The following is a 14,647-nucleotide window of genomic DNA, read 5'->3' as shown; positions in this document are numbered from 1 at the left end:
AGTGTTGCCGGAGCAACACTTTTCACTCACGACCTGCGGGTCAGGAGAGGGCGGCGTCCAGGGTGATGGTGGTGCCGGACAGCGCCTTGCTGACCGGGCAGGTCTTCTCCGCGGTGGCGGCCAGTTCGGCGAACTTGTCCGCGTCCACCCCGTCGACCTTGGCGCGCAGGGTGATCGCGATGCCGCTGATCTTGAACCCGCCGCCGTCCTCCGGCCCGAGGGTGACCTCGGCGCTGACGTCGATCGACTCGGCGACCAGCTCCTGGGAGGCGAGCACACCGGAGAGGTTCATCGCCAGGCAGGACGAGTGCGCGGCGGCGATCAGCTCCTCCGGGCTGGTCTGACCGTCCGGGTTGCCCGCGCGGGTGGGGAAGGACACCGCGAACTGGCCGGCGTTGGACGAATCCAGCGTGACCTGGCCGGTGCCGGACTGCAGATCGCCTTCCCAGTGAGTGGTGGCGTCGCGGCTGGGCATTTGTTGCCTCCTAGTTGCTCGGTGCTGCCGTGTTGTTCGGTGTCGCTGCGAGGGCCGAACCGGTCAGCCTCCGCAGGGTCTGGATGAGCTCCCGCCGCTCTTCGTCGCCAAGCCCGGTGGCGCAGCCGATCACCGAAGGGATCCCGGTGGCGCGCTCGCGCAGGGCGGCGCCCTGCGCGGTGAGGCTGATGGTGACGCTGCGCTCGTCGTCGGCGAGCCGGCGGCGGGCCACCAGCCCGTTCGCTTCGAGCCGTTTCAGCAGCGGGGACACGGTGCCGTAGTCCAGTTGCAGCGCGGTGGCGATCTCCTTGACCGGCCGGGAGTCCCGTTCCCACAGCACCAGGAGCACCAGGTACTGCGGATAGGTCAGGCCGAGCTCGCTGAGCAACGGGCGGTACACGTCGGTGACGGCCCGCGACGCGGCGTAGAGCGCGAAGCACGCCTGCTCCTCGAGCAGGAGTTCGCGGTCTCGCGCCGAACCGGAGGACGACATGAGAACAACATAGCCCTCGATTTCATCGTGCGCAATGTAATTGGCTCTCGGGCAGACTGACGGTCATGATCACCGAACCCGACCTCACCGGCGACGAACGCGCGCAGCTGAACGGCTTCCTGAACCTCCTGCGCGACGCGGTGCTCCGGAAGAGCGACGGGCTCACCGACGAACAGGCGCGGCGGAGGCTGGTGCCCAGCGAGCTGACCACGATCGCCGGCCTGCTCGGGCACCTGTGCTACGTGGAGTCCTACTGGTTCGCCGTGGTACTCGACGGACGGCCCGACCCGTGGGCGGCGGCGCTGACCGAAGACGGGGACGCGGAGTTCCGCCGCGCCATGGACATCCCGCTCGTCCGGCTGCGTGCCGAGTACGAGCGGCAATGCCGGCTCAGCAGGGAGATCGCCGCGAAGCTCGACCTGGCGGACGAGGTGCCGTTCCGCGACGGGCGGAAGGTCAACCTGCGATACGTGCTGATCCACCTGATCGAGGAGACCGGCAGGCATGCCGGCCATCTGGACCTGCTGCGCGAGCTGATCGACGGCCGCACCGGCGAGTAGCGGCGATCAGGCGTGCTCCTCGCACCAGCGCTTGAGCGACTCCGCCTCGGTGTCCACGTACTTTCGGACGAGCCCGCCGGCGAACTTGGCGATCGGCCAGGACAGCGGGCCGGAGATCTCGAAGGCCAGCTTCACCGTCACCGCACCGCTTTCGCCGGTCATCACCTGGTGCTCGGCAGTGCTGCGGAAGCCGGCGCCCTTGGTGCGCCAGTTGAAGGACCTGCCGGGTTCGAGCTCGGTCACCGTCCACACCGCGGGGGTCAGTCGCGGCTGCTTGACCTCGACCTCGCTGCCGACTCGGAACTCGCCTTCGTCCTTGCGGCGCACCGAACTCATCGTCGGCGTCCACTCCGGCCACTGCTCCACCGCTTCGAGCGTGCGCCAGACCAGCTCGGCCGGCGCATCGATCGTCACCGAGACTTCGTGCCGCATGGCCACCTCCCGCTTCTCGTCCGCTGCGTCGAATGTACCATTCGGTACATGGTTGCGGAGGCGGTACCGGACGCGAAGGGTGCGCTGCTGAACCGCGTGCTCGATCATCTGGCCGCCGAGGGGGTCGGCGACCGCAGCCTGCGCCAGATCGCTGCCGGCGCCGGGACCAGCCACCGGATGCTGATCTACCATTTCGGCACCAGGGAAGGGTTGCTGGGCGAGGTGGTCCGCGAGGTGGAGGACCGGCAGCGGGCAGCGCTGGCCGGCCTGCGGACGGGCGGGAAGCCGCCGGACGCGGTCGCCCGCGCGTTCTGGCGGCGGCTCAGCGATCCCGCGCTGGCGCCCTACGCGCGGCTGTTCTTCGAGCTGCACGGCCAAAGCCTCGGCGGCCGGGCCGGTGCGGCCTCGCCGCTCGGCGGGACCGTGGAACCCTGGCTCGCCGACCTGGCCGAGCTGGCCGCCCCGGGCAGGCCACCGGAGGACCCGGTCCGCCGCGCCCGCGCGCGGATGGCGGTGGCGTTCGCCCGCGGCGCCCTGCTCGACCTGCTGGCCACCGGCGAGCGCGAAGAAGTGGACAGTGCGGTGGAGGAGTTCTTCGCGATCTTCTTTAGCGACAACTAGACCTTGCGCGGCGGCAACGGGAAGAAGCCGCTGGTGCGTTCGACGTAGTCGCGGTAGCCGGGCCTGGTCTTCTCCATTCCCTTTTCCAGCAAGGGTTTCCCGGTGCCCTTGGCCAGCAGGAAGGTCATCGCGGCGGCGGAGAGCACGGTGGCCGCGCCCAGCGGGGTCGAACAGGCCAGCAGGTAGAGGCCCCACCAGACGCAGGCGTCGCCGAAGTAGTTCGGGTGCCGGGTGTACCGCCACAGGCCGTGCCGCAGCACCTTCCCCCGGTTCTCCGGATCGGCCTTGAACCGGCGCAGCTGCTCGTCGCCGATCGCCTCGAAGGTGAACCCGATCGCCCAGAGCGCCACCCCGAACCAGGCCGCGACCCCGAAACCGGTGCCGTACTGGGCGAGCTGCACCGGCAACGAGACGAACCACAGCACCACGGCCTGCACCAGGTACACCCGCACGAAGATCCGCCGTCCTGGCCGGGAACCTGCCCGCCGCACCATTTCCGCGTAGCGCGGGTCCTCCGGCAGCCTGCGGTTGCGCAGCTGCAGGTGGACGGCGAGTCGGACACCCCACAGCACGGTCAGCGCGGTGACCACGATCCGCAGCGCCACCGAGCCGCCGCCCGGCAGCTCGAAGGCGACCAGCGAGACCAACGCGAAACCCAGGCCCCAGAAGGTGTCGATGGTGTCGTAACGCCCACGCCACCTGGCGATCGCGAAGGTCACCAGCACCGCCACGACGGTCACCGCCGCGGTGCTCAGCAAGGTGACTCCCACCCCGCTCACGGCCCTTGTCCCGCCGGTTTGCGCGTGTGCTGGTTACCCTGATTGCCGCAGCCGGGAACGTGCCCGCTCACGGCCATTCCCTGGTCAGCGGTAGGCCGGTGCGGCCGTCGGCGCCGGGCCGCACCGCGAGGATCTGGTCGACGCCCATCCGGTTCTCCTCGAAGGCGAGCGCGCCGCCGACCCGGCGCCACCGGCCCGCGGGACATCTGCTGGAGCAGCAGCCGCCCGCCCGGTTTCAGCATCCGGTGCAGCAGGCCGGCGTAGATCGGGTAGTTGCCCTCGCCGACGTGCTCGCCCATCTCGACCGAAGCCACCGCGTCGAAGGGCTCGAATGGGACCTCGAATTGGATACTGCCGAGTTCGCGGTAGTCGAGCCGGCGCACCCGCACCTTTTCGGTCAGCTCCAGTGCTTCGAGCCTGCCCCGGATGTGCCGCTCCTGCTCGGCGGACAGCGTCACCCCGGTCGCCAGCACCCCGTGCCGCTCGGCCGCGTGGATGAGCAGGGAACCCCAGCCGCAGCCGACGTCGAGCAGCCGCATGCCGGGCCGCAGGCCCAGCTTCCGGCAGATCATCTCCAGCTTGTCCCGCTGGGCCTCGGCCAGGCTCTGCGTCTCGGGCGTCCAGTAGCCGCTGGAGTAGGCCATCGACTCGTCTAGCAGCAGCCGGTAGAAGGCGTTGCCGAGGTCGTAGTGGTGCGCGATCGCGGACCGGTCGCGCAGCGGGCTGTGCAGGACGCCGGAAAGCCTGGCCTCCTCGGCGGGTGGTCTCGGCGGCGGGCCCACCGCGCCGAGCCGCAGCGCCAGCCCGGCCGCCCCGGCCCAGCGGCGCAGTCCCATCCGCGGCCCGGACAGCAGGCCGGAGCGGGCCGGCGCCCACGCCCGGCGGAACCCTTCGGTCAGGTCGCCCTCCACCTCCAGGTCACCGGACACGTAGGCCCTGGCCAGCCCGAGCTCGCCGGGGGAGTACAGCAGCCGCCGCAGCGCCCGGCGGTTGCGCAGCACCACCGTCGGCGCGTCTGGCGGGCCGGCGCGCACCCCGTCCCAGGTCCGCAGGCCCACCGGCAGCGGGCCGCCGAGCAGCTCGGTCAGGAACTCGGACAACCGGATCGCGGGACTGACAGCCATACCGGGGGTTCGGCGCCGCGAGCGGGCCCGATGGGTCGCTGTGGTCCGGGTCACCCGGCCAATCCAGCCCGGCGGCGGCACCGAATCCCCGCCGTGAACATGATCGGAGAACGGGTCGGCGTGATCGGCGGCGGGGTGGCCGGCCTGACGGCCGCCTACTTGCTGCGACGTCGCTACCAGGTGCTGCTCTTCGAGTCCGACGATCGGCTCGGCGGCCACGCCCACACGCACGACGTGCCCAGTGCGCACGGCGGCACCATCGGGGTGGACTCGGGGTTCATCGTGCACAACGAGCGGACCTACCCGAAGCTGCGCCGGTTGTTCGGCGAGCTGGGCGTGCGCACCAGGGAAACCGAGATGTCGATGAGCATCCGCTGCGACGGCTGCGGCCTCGAGTTCGCCGGCGCCAAGGGCCCGCTCGGGCTGTTCGCCCAGCCGGGAAACCTGGTCCGGCCGCGCTATCTGCGGATGCTGACCGAGGTGACCAGGTTCCACCGGCACGCGCTGCGGGTGCTCGGCGCGCCGGAGGCCGGGGACGTCACCATCGGCGCGTTCGTCGCGATCGGCGGTTACACGAAGTACTTCGTGGACCATTTCCTGCTGCCGCTGGTGTGCACGGTCTGGTCCGCGGACAGGACGGACACCCTGCGCTACCCCGCGCGCTACCTGTTCGAGTTCCTGCGCAACCACGGCATGCTCTCGGTCGGTGGTTCACCGGCCTGGCGGACCGTGGTCGGCGGCTCACGCGAGTACGTGGAGCGTGCCGCGAAAGAGCTCACCGCGGTGCACCTGTCCACCCCGGTCCGGTCGGTGCGCCGGACGGCGGGCGGGATCGAGATCCGGGACGACGCCGACAGCAGGCACCTTGTGGACCGGGTGGTCCTGGCCACCCATCCGGACCAGGCGCTGCGCGTGCTGGCCGAGCCGACCACGGCTGAACTGGAGGTGCTCGGTGCCTTCCGGTACTCCCGCAATGAGGCGTGGCTGCACACCGACGCGGAACTGCTGCCCACCCGTCCTGGCGCCCGCGCCGGCTGGAACTACGTGACCTCGGCCTGCGGCGCGGATGCTGGGGCGGTGCAGGTCAGCTACGACATGAACCGGCTGATGCGGCTCGCGGAACCGGAGCGCTACGTGGTCACGCTCAACGCGGCCCGCCGGCCGCGGCCGGGCAGCGTGCTGGCCAGGATGGTCTACGAGCATCCGGTGCACACCCCGGAGTCGGTGGCCGCGCAACGCCGGCTGCCCGAGCTGAACGACGGCCGGGTCGCCTATGCCGGCGCCTACCACGGCTGGGGCTTCCACGAAGACGGCTGCGCCGCCGGTGCGGCCGCCGCGCTTTCGATGGGGGTGGCGTGGTGAAGCCGAGCCTCTACGACGTGACCGTCGCGCATGTCCGGCGCGGCGATCCGCCGCACTCGTTCGCGCACCGGATGTACTACTGGCTGGTGGATCTGGACGAGCTGCCCATGCTGCCCCGGTGGCTGCGCCCGTTCGCCCGCTTCGACCCGCGCGACCACTTCGCCCCGGACGCGCCGGGCGACATCCGGTCCAAAGTGGACGAATGGCTGGCCGGGCGGGGGATCGACCTCGACGGTGGCCGGGTGCTGATGCTGGCCAACGCCAGGGTGCTCGGCTACGTGTTCAACCCGATCACCGTCTACTGGTGCCACCGGCGCGATGGCGAACCCGTCTGCGTGGTGGCCGAGGTGCACAACACCTACCGTGGCCGGCACGCCTATCTGCTGCATCCCGACGAACGAGACGAGGCCATGGCGGACAAGGAGTTCTTCGTCTCCCCGTTCCAGCCCGCCGAGGGCCGGTACCGGATGCACCTGCCCCGGCCGGGGAACCTGCTGACGATGACCGTGTCGCTGCGCCACGGCGGGCGGACCGCGCTCACCGCCACCCTGCGCGGGGTGCGCCGCCCTGCCACCGTCGGCCGGGTCGCGCGGACGGTACTGGCAAGGCCGCTGGTCCCGCAGCGGATCGCACTGCTGATCCGGCGGCACGGCGTCGCGCTGTGGGCGCGCGGGGCCGCAGTGACCACGCCGACCACGCTGACCACGCCGCGGGTGGCGGGAGGGAAGCTCCATGGATGAGCAGGTGCGGCGAAGCGGGCCGAGGCCGGTGCCGGGACCGGACGCGCCGCCGACCGCCGAGCAGCTGCTGGTCGAGGTGGCCAAGGGCGACGAGCAGGCGTTCGAGCGGCTCTACGACATCCTGGCCGGGCCGGTGCTCGGCCTGGTCCGCCGGATCGTGCGCGACGCCGCGCAGTCCGAGGAGGTCGCCCAGGAGGTGCTGGTCGAGCTGTGGCGGACCGCCACCAGGTACGCGCCGGCGAAGGGAAGTGCGATGAACTGGGCGATGACGCTCGCGCACCGCCGCGCGGTGGACCGGGTGCGTTCGGCAAGGGCGAGCACGGACCGGGAGGTCAAGGCGACCTTCGAAGCCAGCCGGGCGCGGCCGTTCGACGAGGTGTCCGAAGCGGTCGCCGGCCGGCTGGAACGCCAGCAGGTGCGGAAGTGTCTCTCGCACCTGACCGGCCTGCAGCGCGAGTCGGTGCTGCTGGCCTACTACCAGGGCTACACCTACCGGGAGGTGGCCGAGGTGCTCGCCATCCCGCAGGGAACCATCAAAACGCGGCTGCGCGACGGCCTGATCCGGCTGCGGGACTGCCTGGGGGTGACCACATGAGCTCGCCGGAGATGCACACGTTGGCCGGTGCCTTCGCGGTGGACGCGCTGAGCGACCACGAGCGGGCCCGGTTCCAGCGCCACCTCGAAGAGTGCGAGTCCTGCGCGCAGGAGGTCCGCGAGCTGCGGGCCACCGCGGCCAGGCTGGGCGCGGCGGCCGCGGTGGACCCGCCGGACGAGCTGAAGCGGCGGGTGCTGGCCGAGATCCGCGGCTCCCGGCAGCAGCCGCCCGCACCGGCCGACGATCGAGCGGAACGCTTCCGGCGCCGGGCGGAGGTGCCGCGCTGGGCGCTGACCCTGGTGGCCGCCGCGGCCGTGGCCGGGCTGGTGCTGGCCGGGATCTTCGGGGTGACCGCGATCCGGACGCAGCACGAGTTGACCGTCGCGCAGGAGCAGGCGGCCGGCGCCAGGCAGCGGTACGCCCCGGTGGCCGAGCTGCTCGCCGCCCCGGACAGCCGGACCGTGCACGGAGTGTCCACTGTGGGCGGTGGGGGCACCGTGGTGCTGTCCCAGTCGCTGAACAAGATGATGTTCATGGGCGCCCAGCTGCCCGACTACGGCCAGGCCGGGGCGCTCGAGGTGTGGGTCATCCGCTCCGGCGAGTCGCCGCGTTCGATCGGCCTGCTGCCCGGCGAGCGCGACGGCGGCAGGCTGGTGCTGGCCGGTGGGGTGGCCGGGGCGACCCAGGTGGCGGTCACCGTGGAGCCTCCCGGCGGCTCGCCGACCGGGCAGCCGAGCACCGAACCGGTCATGCGGATCTTCCTGCCCGTGTGAGGAGTCGCGTGAAATCGAGGTGCCGCCGGAGCGTGTTCTTGCCCTAGGGTGGGCACGCGCTCTCCGGTTCACCGGAAAGTTGTTGTGCTCAAACACGCCTGCGCCGTTCGGCGTGGCAACTGGATTCGTGCCTGTGTGATGCCTACCGTCCTGCAATACGTCGGTAGTTGACATAACTCTAAGCCTGGAGTTGAGGTTGAGGGTTAACGGTGTCTGCACCGGCGGGCGGCACGAGCAATCACGATCAGGAAGGCGGACCCGATGACGCCCCCGCACAACTACCTCGCGGTGATCAAGGTCGTCGGCATCGGCGGTGGCGGCGTGAACGCCGTGAACCGCATGATCGAGGTCGGCCTCAAGGGTGTCGAGTTCATCGCGGTGAACACCGACGCGCAGGCACTGCTGATGTCCGACGCCGACGTCAAGCTGGACATCGGCCGGGAACTCACCCGCGGCCTCGGTGCCGGAGCCGCGCCCGAAGTGGGCCAGAAGGCGGCCGAGGACCACCGCGAGGAGATCGAAGAGGTCATCAAGGGCGCCGACATGGTGTTCGTGACCGCGGGCGAGGGCGGTGGCACCGGAACCGGTGGCGCCCCCGTGGTCGCCCAGATCGCCCGCAAGCTCGGTGCGCTGACCATCGGCGTGGTGACCCGGCCCTTCACCTTCGAGGGCAAGCGCCGCGGCAAGCAGGCCGAGGACGGCATCCAGCAGCTGCGCAACGAGTGCGACACGCTGATCGTGATCCCCAACGACCGGCTGCTCCAGCTCGGCGACATCGGCGTCAGCCTGATGGACGCCTTCCGCTCGGCGGACGAGGTGCTGCTCTCCGGTGTGCAGGGCATCACCGACCTGATCACCACCCCCGGCCTGATCAACCTGGACTTCGCGGACGTGAAGAGCGTGATGTCCGGCGCCGGCAGCGCGCTGATGGGCATCGGCTCCGCCCGCGGGGAGGGCCGCGCCATCCAGGCCGCGGAGAAGGCGATCAACTCGCCACTGCTGGAGGCATCCATGGACGGTGCGCACGGAGCGCTGCTGTCCATCGCGGGCGGCTCGGACCTCGGCCTGTTCGAGATCAACGAGGCGGCCTCGCTGGTGCAGGAGTCCGCGCACCCGGAGGCGAACATCATCTTCGGCACGATCATCGACGACTCGCTCGGCGACGAGGTGCGGGTGACCGTGATCGCGGCCGGTTTCGACGCCGGTGCGCCCACGCACAAGAAGCTCGACCCGGCCGGGGTGGTCGGCAGCCGGTCGAACTCGTCCACCTCGCCCACCGTGTCCGCCGAAGCGGGCCAGGTCGGCGGCAACGGCATGGCGGGCGGATCGCGTCCGCAGAGCCCGCCTCCCGGCGGGCAGCCCCCGGCCGGCAACGGCGGCTATCCGGCCGCGCCGCAGCGCGGTGCCGCGCAGCCCGGTGCGCCGGGGCTGCCGCAGCCGGGGATGGGCGGCCGCGGTGCCTACCCGCCGCCCCGCAACACCCAGAACAGCACGCACGGCAGCCTGCCCGGCCGCGCCGTGCCGGTGACCGACGACCCCTCCGACGACGACGTGGACGTGCCGCCTTTCATGCGGCGCTAGTGATCGCCAGCCCGTCGCGAGTGGCACCGTGCTCCCGATAGGCTCGCCGCAGCGATTTTTCAGGCGAGCGAAGGGCTTTCATGGTGCGCATCCGTCGGGTGGTCACGACCAGGGAGGGCGGTGCCTCCCAGGCCCCGTTCGACTCGTTCAACCTCGGTGACCACGTCGGTGACGTACCGGCCGCGGTGGCTTCGAACCGCAAGCGTCTCGGTGCCGAACTCGGCCTCGGTGACCGGCTGGCCTGGATGGAACAGGTGCACGGCCGCACCGCCACCGTGGTCGACGGCACCGAAAGCCACCCGGCGGAGGCCACCGACGCCCTGGTGACCGCCACCCCCGGGGTGGCCGTGGTCGCGCTGGTCGCGGACTGCGTGCCGGTACTGCTCGGCGACGCCGAGGCCGGGGTGGTCGCCGCGGTGCACGCCGGCCGGGTCGGCGCCAGGGTCGGCGTGGTGCCCGCGGCGCTGGAGGCGATGCGCTCGGCCGGTGCCGAGCAGCACCGGATCGAGGCGCTGCTCGGTCCCGCGATCTGCGGCGACTGCTACGAAGTGCCGGAGGGGATGGCCGCCGACGTCGAGCGGCACCTGCCCGGCAGCGCCTGCCGCACCAGCGGCGGGACCACCGGGCTGGACCTGCGGGCCGGGTTGTGGCGCCAGCTCGCCGACGCCGGGATCGGCAAGATCGGCGTCGATCCCCGCTGCACCGCCGAGGAGCGGGCGCTGTTCAGCTACCGCCGGGACGGTGAGACCGGCCGGATCGCCGCACTCACCTGGATCGAGGCCGAATGACCACGACGGAACGGGACGCCGCCCGCCGCGCCGAACTGGCCGGTGCACTGACCGAGGTGCGGCAGCGGATCGAGCGGGCCTGTGCGGTCGCCGGCCGGTCCGCGGACGAGGTCCGGTTGCTGGCGGTGACCAAGACCTTCCCGGCCTCGGACGCCGCGCTGCTGACCGAGCTCGGGGTGACCGACCTGGCCGAGAACCGGGACCAGGAGGCCGGTCCCAAAGCCGCAGAACTGGCCGGACTGCGCCCGGACGCGGCGGTCCGCTGGCACATGGTGGGCCGGCTGCAGCGCAACAAGGCGAAGTCGGTGATCGGCTGGGCGGATCTGGTGCAGTCGGTGGACTCGGCCAGGCTCGCCGACGCATTGGCCAAGGCCGTTGCGGCCGCCAGGGAGGCCGGTGTCCGCAGTGGTACCGACGGTCCCAGTGCTCCGCTGGACGTGTTGCTGCAGGTGAGCCTGGACGACGCGCCGGGACGGGGCGGCTGTCCGCTCGACGAGCTCGACCAGCTAGCCGAGCACGTCGCTCAGTCGGGTGAACTGCGACTCGGTGGGCTGATGGCCGTCGCCCCGCTCGGCGCGGACCCCGATCCGGCCTTCGAGCGACTCGCCCGCGCGGCGGAGAGGGTGCGCCGGGACCACCCCGGCGCCACCGAAATCTCCGCCGGGATGAGTGGTGACCTGGAGCAAGCGGTCATGCACGGCGCGACGTGGGTGCGTGTCGGAACCGCGTTGCTCGGTGGGCGCGGTTTAGCCTCGCCGTAGGGAGAGTTGGCCCGGCGGTGTTTCACTTCTGGTGACGCTGGGTAGCACGGAGCGGAACGCGGCTAGGGCTAGGGAGAGGCATGAGCGCGCTGCAGAAGCTGAAGGCCTACTTCGGGATGGTCCCGGCCGACGAAGACGGTTACGACGTGGACGACGACTACCGGCGCGGTTACACCGACGACGAGTACGACTACGACGAGCCGCCGGCCAGGACCCGTGGACGTTACCGCGCGACCGAAGAGTTCGACGACGAGCCCCCGGTGCGGACCAGGGGACGGGGGATGACCGGCGCCGAGCCGTCCGTGCACGGTGCGCTGGCGGTGGACCGCCAGCCCGAGCCGGTGGCAAGGCTGCGTCCGGTGCCGGAGGCGTCGCGGATGCCGGCGAGGGATCCGCTCAGCCGGATCACCACGCTGCACCCGACCACGTACCTGGAGGCGCGGGCGATCGGCGAGCACTACCGGGACGGGGCCCCGGTGATCATCAATCTGACCGAAATGGAGAACGCGGACGCAAAGCGTCTGGTTGACTTCGCGGCGGGATTGGCCTTCGCTCTTCGGGGGTCGATGGACAAGGTCACCAACAAGGTGTTCTTGCTCTCACCGCCGGATGTCGATGTGACCGCCGAAGACCGGCGGCGAATCGCCGAGGGTGGGATGTTCCTTCGGCACTAGGAACCAGAGAGGAGGGTGGGGAGTCCGCGAACCGCCCAAGGTGAAGTATCCGGCCCGTGTCCGCCCTGGAACAGTCCGTAGTGGCGAGGCGGGGTCGAGGAGTGAATGACCGGGTGAACGCCCTGGTACGCCACGCGGCCGAGCGTTCCTGATCGGCCTTGTGGCAGAGTGGTGTCGTGGAAGTGGTCCAGCTTGTTCTCTGGTACGTGCTGTTCGCCTTCTGGCTGCTGTTGACGGCTCGTGTCGTAGTTGAGCTCGTGCGTGCGTTTGCGCGCGAATGGCGTCCCGCCGGAGGGGTTGCGGTAACGCTGGAGACCATCTACACAGTGACCGACCCACCGGTCCGTTTGGTCCGTCGGATCATCCCGATGGTGCGGATTGGCGGCGTCGGACTGGACTTATCGATTATGGTGCTGCTGTTGGTTGTGTTCATACTGATGCAACTGGCGAGTCCTGGGTGATCGGGGAACCCGGGATGACCTGCAGGCCATGGAGTGCGTGAGGTGATCTGATGTCGTTGACCCCCGCTGACGTGCATAACGTCGCGTTCAGCAAGCCGCCCATTGGCAAAAGGGGCTACAACGAGGACGAGGTGGACGCGTTCCTCGACCTGGTAGAGACCGAGCTAGCCCGGTTGATCGAGGACAACAACGAGCTGCGGCAGCAGGTCGAGCAGCTCGATTCCGAGCTGGAGTCCACCCGGGGCGAGCTGGAGACGGCCAAGGCAGGTGCCGGCTCCGCCGGTGCGGCCCCGCCGCCTCCACCGGTGCGGGAGGAGCCGCCGAGGAGGTTGGCTCCGGTTCCGCCGCCGAGCTCCATGGAGCAGACCCAGGCCCATTCCGGCATGATGGGCGACAACGGCGAGCCGAACGTCCAGGCCGCCAAGGTGCTGGGGCTCGCCCAGGAGATGGCCGACCGGCTGACCGCCGAGGCCAAGACCGAGTCCGACGGGATGCTCGCGGAGGCCAGGACCAAGTCCGAGCAGCTGCTCTCCGACGCCAGGTCGAAGTCGGACTCGATGGTGAACGAGGCCCGCACGCGGGCCGAGACCATGCTGAACGACGCCAGGACCAGGGCGGAGACCCTGGAACGGCAGGCGCGCGACAAGGCGACCACGATGGAACGCGAGGCGCAGCGCAAGTACACCGAGACCATGAACTCCATGAACACCGAGAAGACCGCGCTGAACAAGCGGATCGAGGAACTGCGCACGATCGAGCGGGAGTACCGGACCCGCCTGCGCGGCTTCCTCGAGTCGCAGCTGCGCGAGCTCGACGACCGCGGATCCGCGGCGCCGGCATCGGCGTCCTCCGGTCAGTCTTCCGGCGGCAGTGGCAACACCGGTCAGGGGTACTCCTTCGGTCCTCGTGCCGAGGCCGGCTGACCCGGCGGAAATACGTAACGAGACGGTTCCGGCACTCCCGGTGGGAGGGTCGGAACCGTCTTTTTCGCGGTTTCGTGCTGTAATTCACCGTGCTCTATATCGTCCTCATCCTGGTACTGGCCGCGCTCGGTCTTCTGGTCACGGCGCTGATCACGGCGAACTCGCTGTGGGCGTGGATTTCACTAGTCGTGTCCGCGGTCGCCGGTCTGGTACTCATCATCGACCTGGCCCGCCGTCGTTCGAAGCGGTCCGCCGCCGGCTCCGCGGAAGCGGACTCGGCAGAGTTGGACGACCTGGACGACCCAGATGACCTTGATGACTCGGAGGACGACTCCGAGTCGGGGCAGGTGACCGGCGAGCTATCGGACGAAGATGAGCCCGCCGAGCGGACCGAGCTGATCTCGGCCGAAGGAGACCTGGCCGGCGAAGACGAGGACGGCGATCCCGGCGAGGAGCAGACCGACGCCGCGGACCTGCTGGTGGTCTCCGAGCTGGACGTGGAAGTGGTCGTGGTCGACGAGTACCCGCGCTACCACGTCACCGACTGCCGCTGGCTCGCCGATCGCGACACCATCCCGATCGCCGTCGCGGAGGCCCGTGACCTCGGCTTCACCCCCTGCGTCCGGTGCGGCCCGGACGCGAGGCTGGCCGCCGAGCACCGCGCCAAGCGCAAGTCCGCCGCCGAGTAGCGGCTACCCGTCCAGCTCGATCCCGAGCCGGGCACGCAGTTCCTCGCGGCCCGTCCCGGTGAGCCGCAGCGCGCGCCGCCCCGGCAGGCGGCGCTCGACCCAGCCGAGCCGTTCCAGGCCGGCCGCGAGTTCCGCGCCCAGCGCGCCGCCGAGATGGTGCCGCTGCTCGGACCAGTCGAGGCAGAACTTCAGCAGCGGCCGCCGCTTGCCGGCGCCTGCCGTGGCGAGGTCCACGCCGAGCGTGCCGAAGACCTCGGTGGCGGCCGGGCCCAGCCGGTAGGGATGGACGGGCAGCGGCTTCGAGATCGGGTCCCCTGCGCGGCGGCCGGTGCCGGCCACGCCGTCCGTGCTGCACAGCGCGTCCCGCTCCAGCAGCGCGGCCGTGATCGCGACGCCGAGGCGTCCGGCCAGGTGGTCGTAGCAGGTGCGGGCGAAACGCAGTGCCTGCGCCCGGGTGCCCTCCTTCAGCGACCGCACCGGCTTCGCGGGGGAGTAGCGGGCCAGTGTCTCCAGCACGTCGGCCGCGCCGGTGCCGGCGAGCCGGTAGAACCGGTGCCGGCCGGAGCGCTCGGCCGTGACCAGCCCCGCCTCGCGCAGTTTCGCGAGGTGCGCGCTGACCCCCTGCGCGGACAGCCCGGCCTCGGCGGCGAGCACCGAGGCGGCCAGCGCGCGGCCGTCGGCGAGCGCGGCGAGCACCCGGACCCGCGCCGGGTCGGCGAACAACGCGGCGGTCCGCGCGATGTCCACGTCTCCTCCGGCATCTCCTCCGATGGGCATGCCTCCAGGATGCCGCACGAACACTTCCAGTCCGGTGGA

General features: G+C 71.0%; 18 protein-coding genes and 1 pseudogene. 13 read left to right on the top strand and 6 right to left on the bottom strand.

The window, feature by feature from the left end; all coding sequences use genetic code 11:
• Positions 1-40: 40 nt before the first annotated feature.
• Both AMYNI_RS0142915 and AMYNI_RS0142910 read right to left on the bottom strand, forming a co-directional pair.
• The gene (locus tag AMYNI_RS0142915) at positions 41-475 is read right to left on the bottom strand and encodes an OsmC family peroxiredoxin (protein ID WP_020674331.1); all 435 of its coding nucleotides are present in this window, start codon (positions 473-475) and stop codon (positions 41-43) included.
• Positions 476-485: 10 nt separating this feature from the next.
• Positions 486-968 carry a MarR family winged helix-turn-helix transcriptional regulator gene (locus AMYNI_RS0142910; protein WP_020674330.1) on the bottom strand — a complete coding sequence of 161 codons (483 nt, stop codon included), beginning with the start codon at positions 966-968 and terminating at the stop codon, positions 486-488.
• A gap of 65 nt (positions 969-1,033) precedes the next feature.
• Here AMYNI_RS0142910 and AMYNI_RS0142905 point away from each other — a divergent pair, with 65 nt between their 5' ends.
• Positions 1,034-1,528: a DinB family protein gene (locus tag AMYNI_RS0142905; RefSeq protein WP_020674329.1), complete on the top strand. Its 495-nt coding sequence runs from the start codon at positions 1,034-1,036 to the stop codon at positions 1,526-1,528.
• A gap of 6 nt (positions 1,529-1,534) precedes the next feature.
• On the opposite strand, the gene AMYNI_RS0142900 is transcribed toward AMYNI_RS0142905, so the two are convergent.
• Positions 1,535-1,960, bottom strand: coding sequence for an SRPBCC family protein (locus tag AMYNI_RS0142900; protein ID WP_020674328.1), 426 nt, complete (start codon positions 1,958-1,960; stop codon positions 1,535-1,537).
• Between the two features lie 48 nt (positions 1,961-2,008).
• Here AMYNI_RS0142900 and AMYNI_RS0142895 point away from each other — a divergent pair, with 48 nt between their 5' ends.
• Positions 2,009-2,581 carry a TetR/AcrR family transcriptional regulator gene (locus AMYNI_RS0142895; RefSeq protein WP_020674327.1) on the top strand — a complete coding sequence of 191 codons (573 nt, stop codon included), beginning with the start codon at positions 2,009-2,011 and terminating at the stop codon, positions 2,579-2,581.
• Here AMYNI_RS0142895 and AMYNI_RS0142890 read toward each other — a convergent pair.
• Both AMYNI_RS0142890 and AMYNI_RS46910 read right to left on the bottom strand, forming a co-directional pair.
• Entirely contained in the window at positions 2,578-3,360 is a 783-nt protein-coding gene (locus AMYNI_RS0142890) for a DUF1295 domain-containing protein (RefSeq protein WP_020674326.1), read from the bottom strand. The two genes, AMYNI_RS0142895 and AMYNI_RS0142890, sit on opposite strands and share 4 nt — an antisense overlap.
• 67 nt (positions 3,361-3,427) lie before the next feature.
• A pseudogene (locus tag AMYNI_RS46910) lies at positions 3,428-4,484 on the bottom strand (SAM-dependent methyltransferase).
• Between the two features lie 93 nt (positions 4,485-4,577).
• Here AMYNI_RS46910 and AMYNI_RS0142880 point away from each other — a divergent pair.
• The 11 genes from AMYNI_RS0142880 to AMYNI_RS0142830 all read left to right on the top strand — a co-directional run bounded on the left by AMYNI_RS0142880 (position 4,578) and on the right by AMYNI_RS0142830 (position 13,831).
• Positions 4,578-5,846: an NAD(P)/FAD-dependent oxidoreductase gene (locus AMYNI_RS0142880; protein WP_020674325.1), complete on the top strand. Its 1,269-nt coding sequence runs from the start codon at positions 4,578-4,580 to the stop codon at positions 5,844-5,846.
• Positions 5,840-6,586, top strand: coding sequence for a DUF1365 domain-containing protein (locus AMYNI_RS0142875; protein ID WP_020674324.1), 747 nt, complete (start codon positions 5,840-5,842; stop codon positions 6,584-6,586). Before AMYNI_RS0142880 ends, AMYNI_RS0142875 begins: the two co-directional genes overlap by 7 nt.
• Positions 6,579-7,181, top strand: coding sequence for an ECF RNA polymerase sigma factor SigK (sigK, locus tag AMYNI_RS0142870; RefSeq protein ID WP_020674323.1), 603 nt, complete (start codon positions 6,579-6,581; stop codon positions 7,179-7,181). The genes AMYNI_RS0142875 and sigK overlap by 8 nt, the downstream gene beginning before the upstream one ends.
• Positions 7,178-7,954 (top strand): anti-sigma factor, encoded by a 777-nt coding sequence (locus AMYNI_RS0142865; RefSeq protein ID WP_020674322.1) that lies wholly within the window; start codon positions 7,178-7,180, stop codon positions 7,952-7,954. Before sigK ends, AMYNI_RS0142865 begins: the two co-directional genes overlap by 4 nt.
• Positions 7,955-8,215: 261 nt before the next feature.
• Positions 8,216-9,535 carry a cell division protein FtsZ gene (gene ftsZ, locus AMYNI_RS0142860; protein WP_020674321.1) on the top strand — a complete coding sequence of 440 codons (1,320 nt, stop codon included), beginning with the start codon at positions 8,216-8,218 and terminating at the stop codon, positions 9,533-9,535.
• An 83-nt stretch (positions 9,536-9,618) separates the two neighbouring features.
• The gene (gene pgeF / locus AMYNI_RS0142855) at positions 9,619-10,323 is read left to right on the top strand and encodes a peptidoglycan editing factor PgeF (protein WP_026361624.1); all 705 of its coding nucleotides are present in this window, start codon (positions 9,619-9,621) and stop codon (positions 10,321-10,323) included.
• On the top strand, positions 10,320-11,084 hold the full coding sequence (locus tag AMYNI_RS0142850) for a YggS family pyridoxal phosphate-dependent enzyme (protein WP_020674319.1): 765 nt from the start codon (positions 10,320-10,322) through the stop codon (positions 11,082-11,084). Before pgeF ends, AMYNI_RS0142850 begins: the two co-directional genes overlap by 4 nt.
• An 80-nt stretch (positions 11,085-11,164) precedes the next feature.
• Positions 11,165-11,758: a cell division protein SepF gene (locus AMYNI_RS0142845; RefSeq protein ID WP_020674318.1), complete on the top strand. Its 594-nt coding sequence runs from the start codon at positions 11,165-11,167 to the stop codon at positions 11,756-11,758.
• Between the two features lie 176 nt (positions 11,759-11,934).
• Entirely contained in the window at positions 11,935-12,219 is a 285-nt protein-coding gene (locus AMYNI_RS0142840) for a YggT family protein (protein WP_026361623.1), read from the top strand.
• Between the two features lie 50 nt (positions 12,220-12,269).
• Positions 12,270-13,142: a DivIVA-like cell division protein Wag31 gene (gene wag31 / locus AMYNI_RS0142835; RefSeq protein ID WP_020674316.1), complete on the top strand. Its 873-nt coding sequence runs from the start codon at positions 12,270-12,272 to the stop codon at positions 13,140-13,142.
• A gap of 89 nt (positions 13,143-13,231) precedes the next feature.
• Positions 13,232-13,831 carry a hypothetical protein gene (locus AMYNI_RS0142830; protein ID WP_020674315.1) on the top strand — a complete coding sequence of 200 codons (600 nt, stop codon included), beginning with the start codon at positions 13,232-13,234 and terminating at the stop codon, positions 13,829-13,831.
• 3 nt (positions 13,832-13,834) lie between these two features.
• Here the strand turns inward: AMYNI_RS0142830 and AMYNI_RS0142825 are convergent, their stop codons facing one another.
• Positions 13,835-14,608 (bottom strand): ArsR/SmtB family transcription factor, encoded by a 774-nt coding sequence (locus AMYNI_RS0142825; RefSeq protein WP_026361622.1) that lies wholly within the window; start codon positions 14,606-14,608, stop codon positions 13,835-13,837.
• Positions 14,609-14,647 lie beyond the last annotated feature (39 nt).

Origin of the sequence: Amycolatopsis nigrescens CSC17Ta-90 (genome assembly GCF_000384315.1) — a bacterium.
GTDB lineage: Bacteria > Actinomycetota > Actinomycetes > Mycobacteriales > Pseudonocardiaceae > Amycolatopsis > Amycolatopsis nigrescens.
This window is presented reverse-complemented; position numbering and strand designations above follow the sequence as displayed.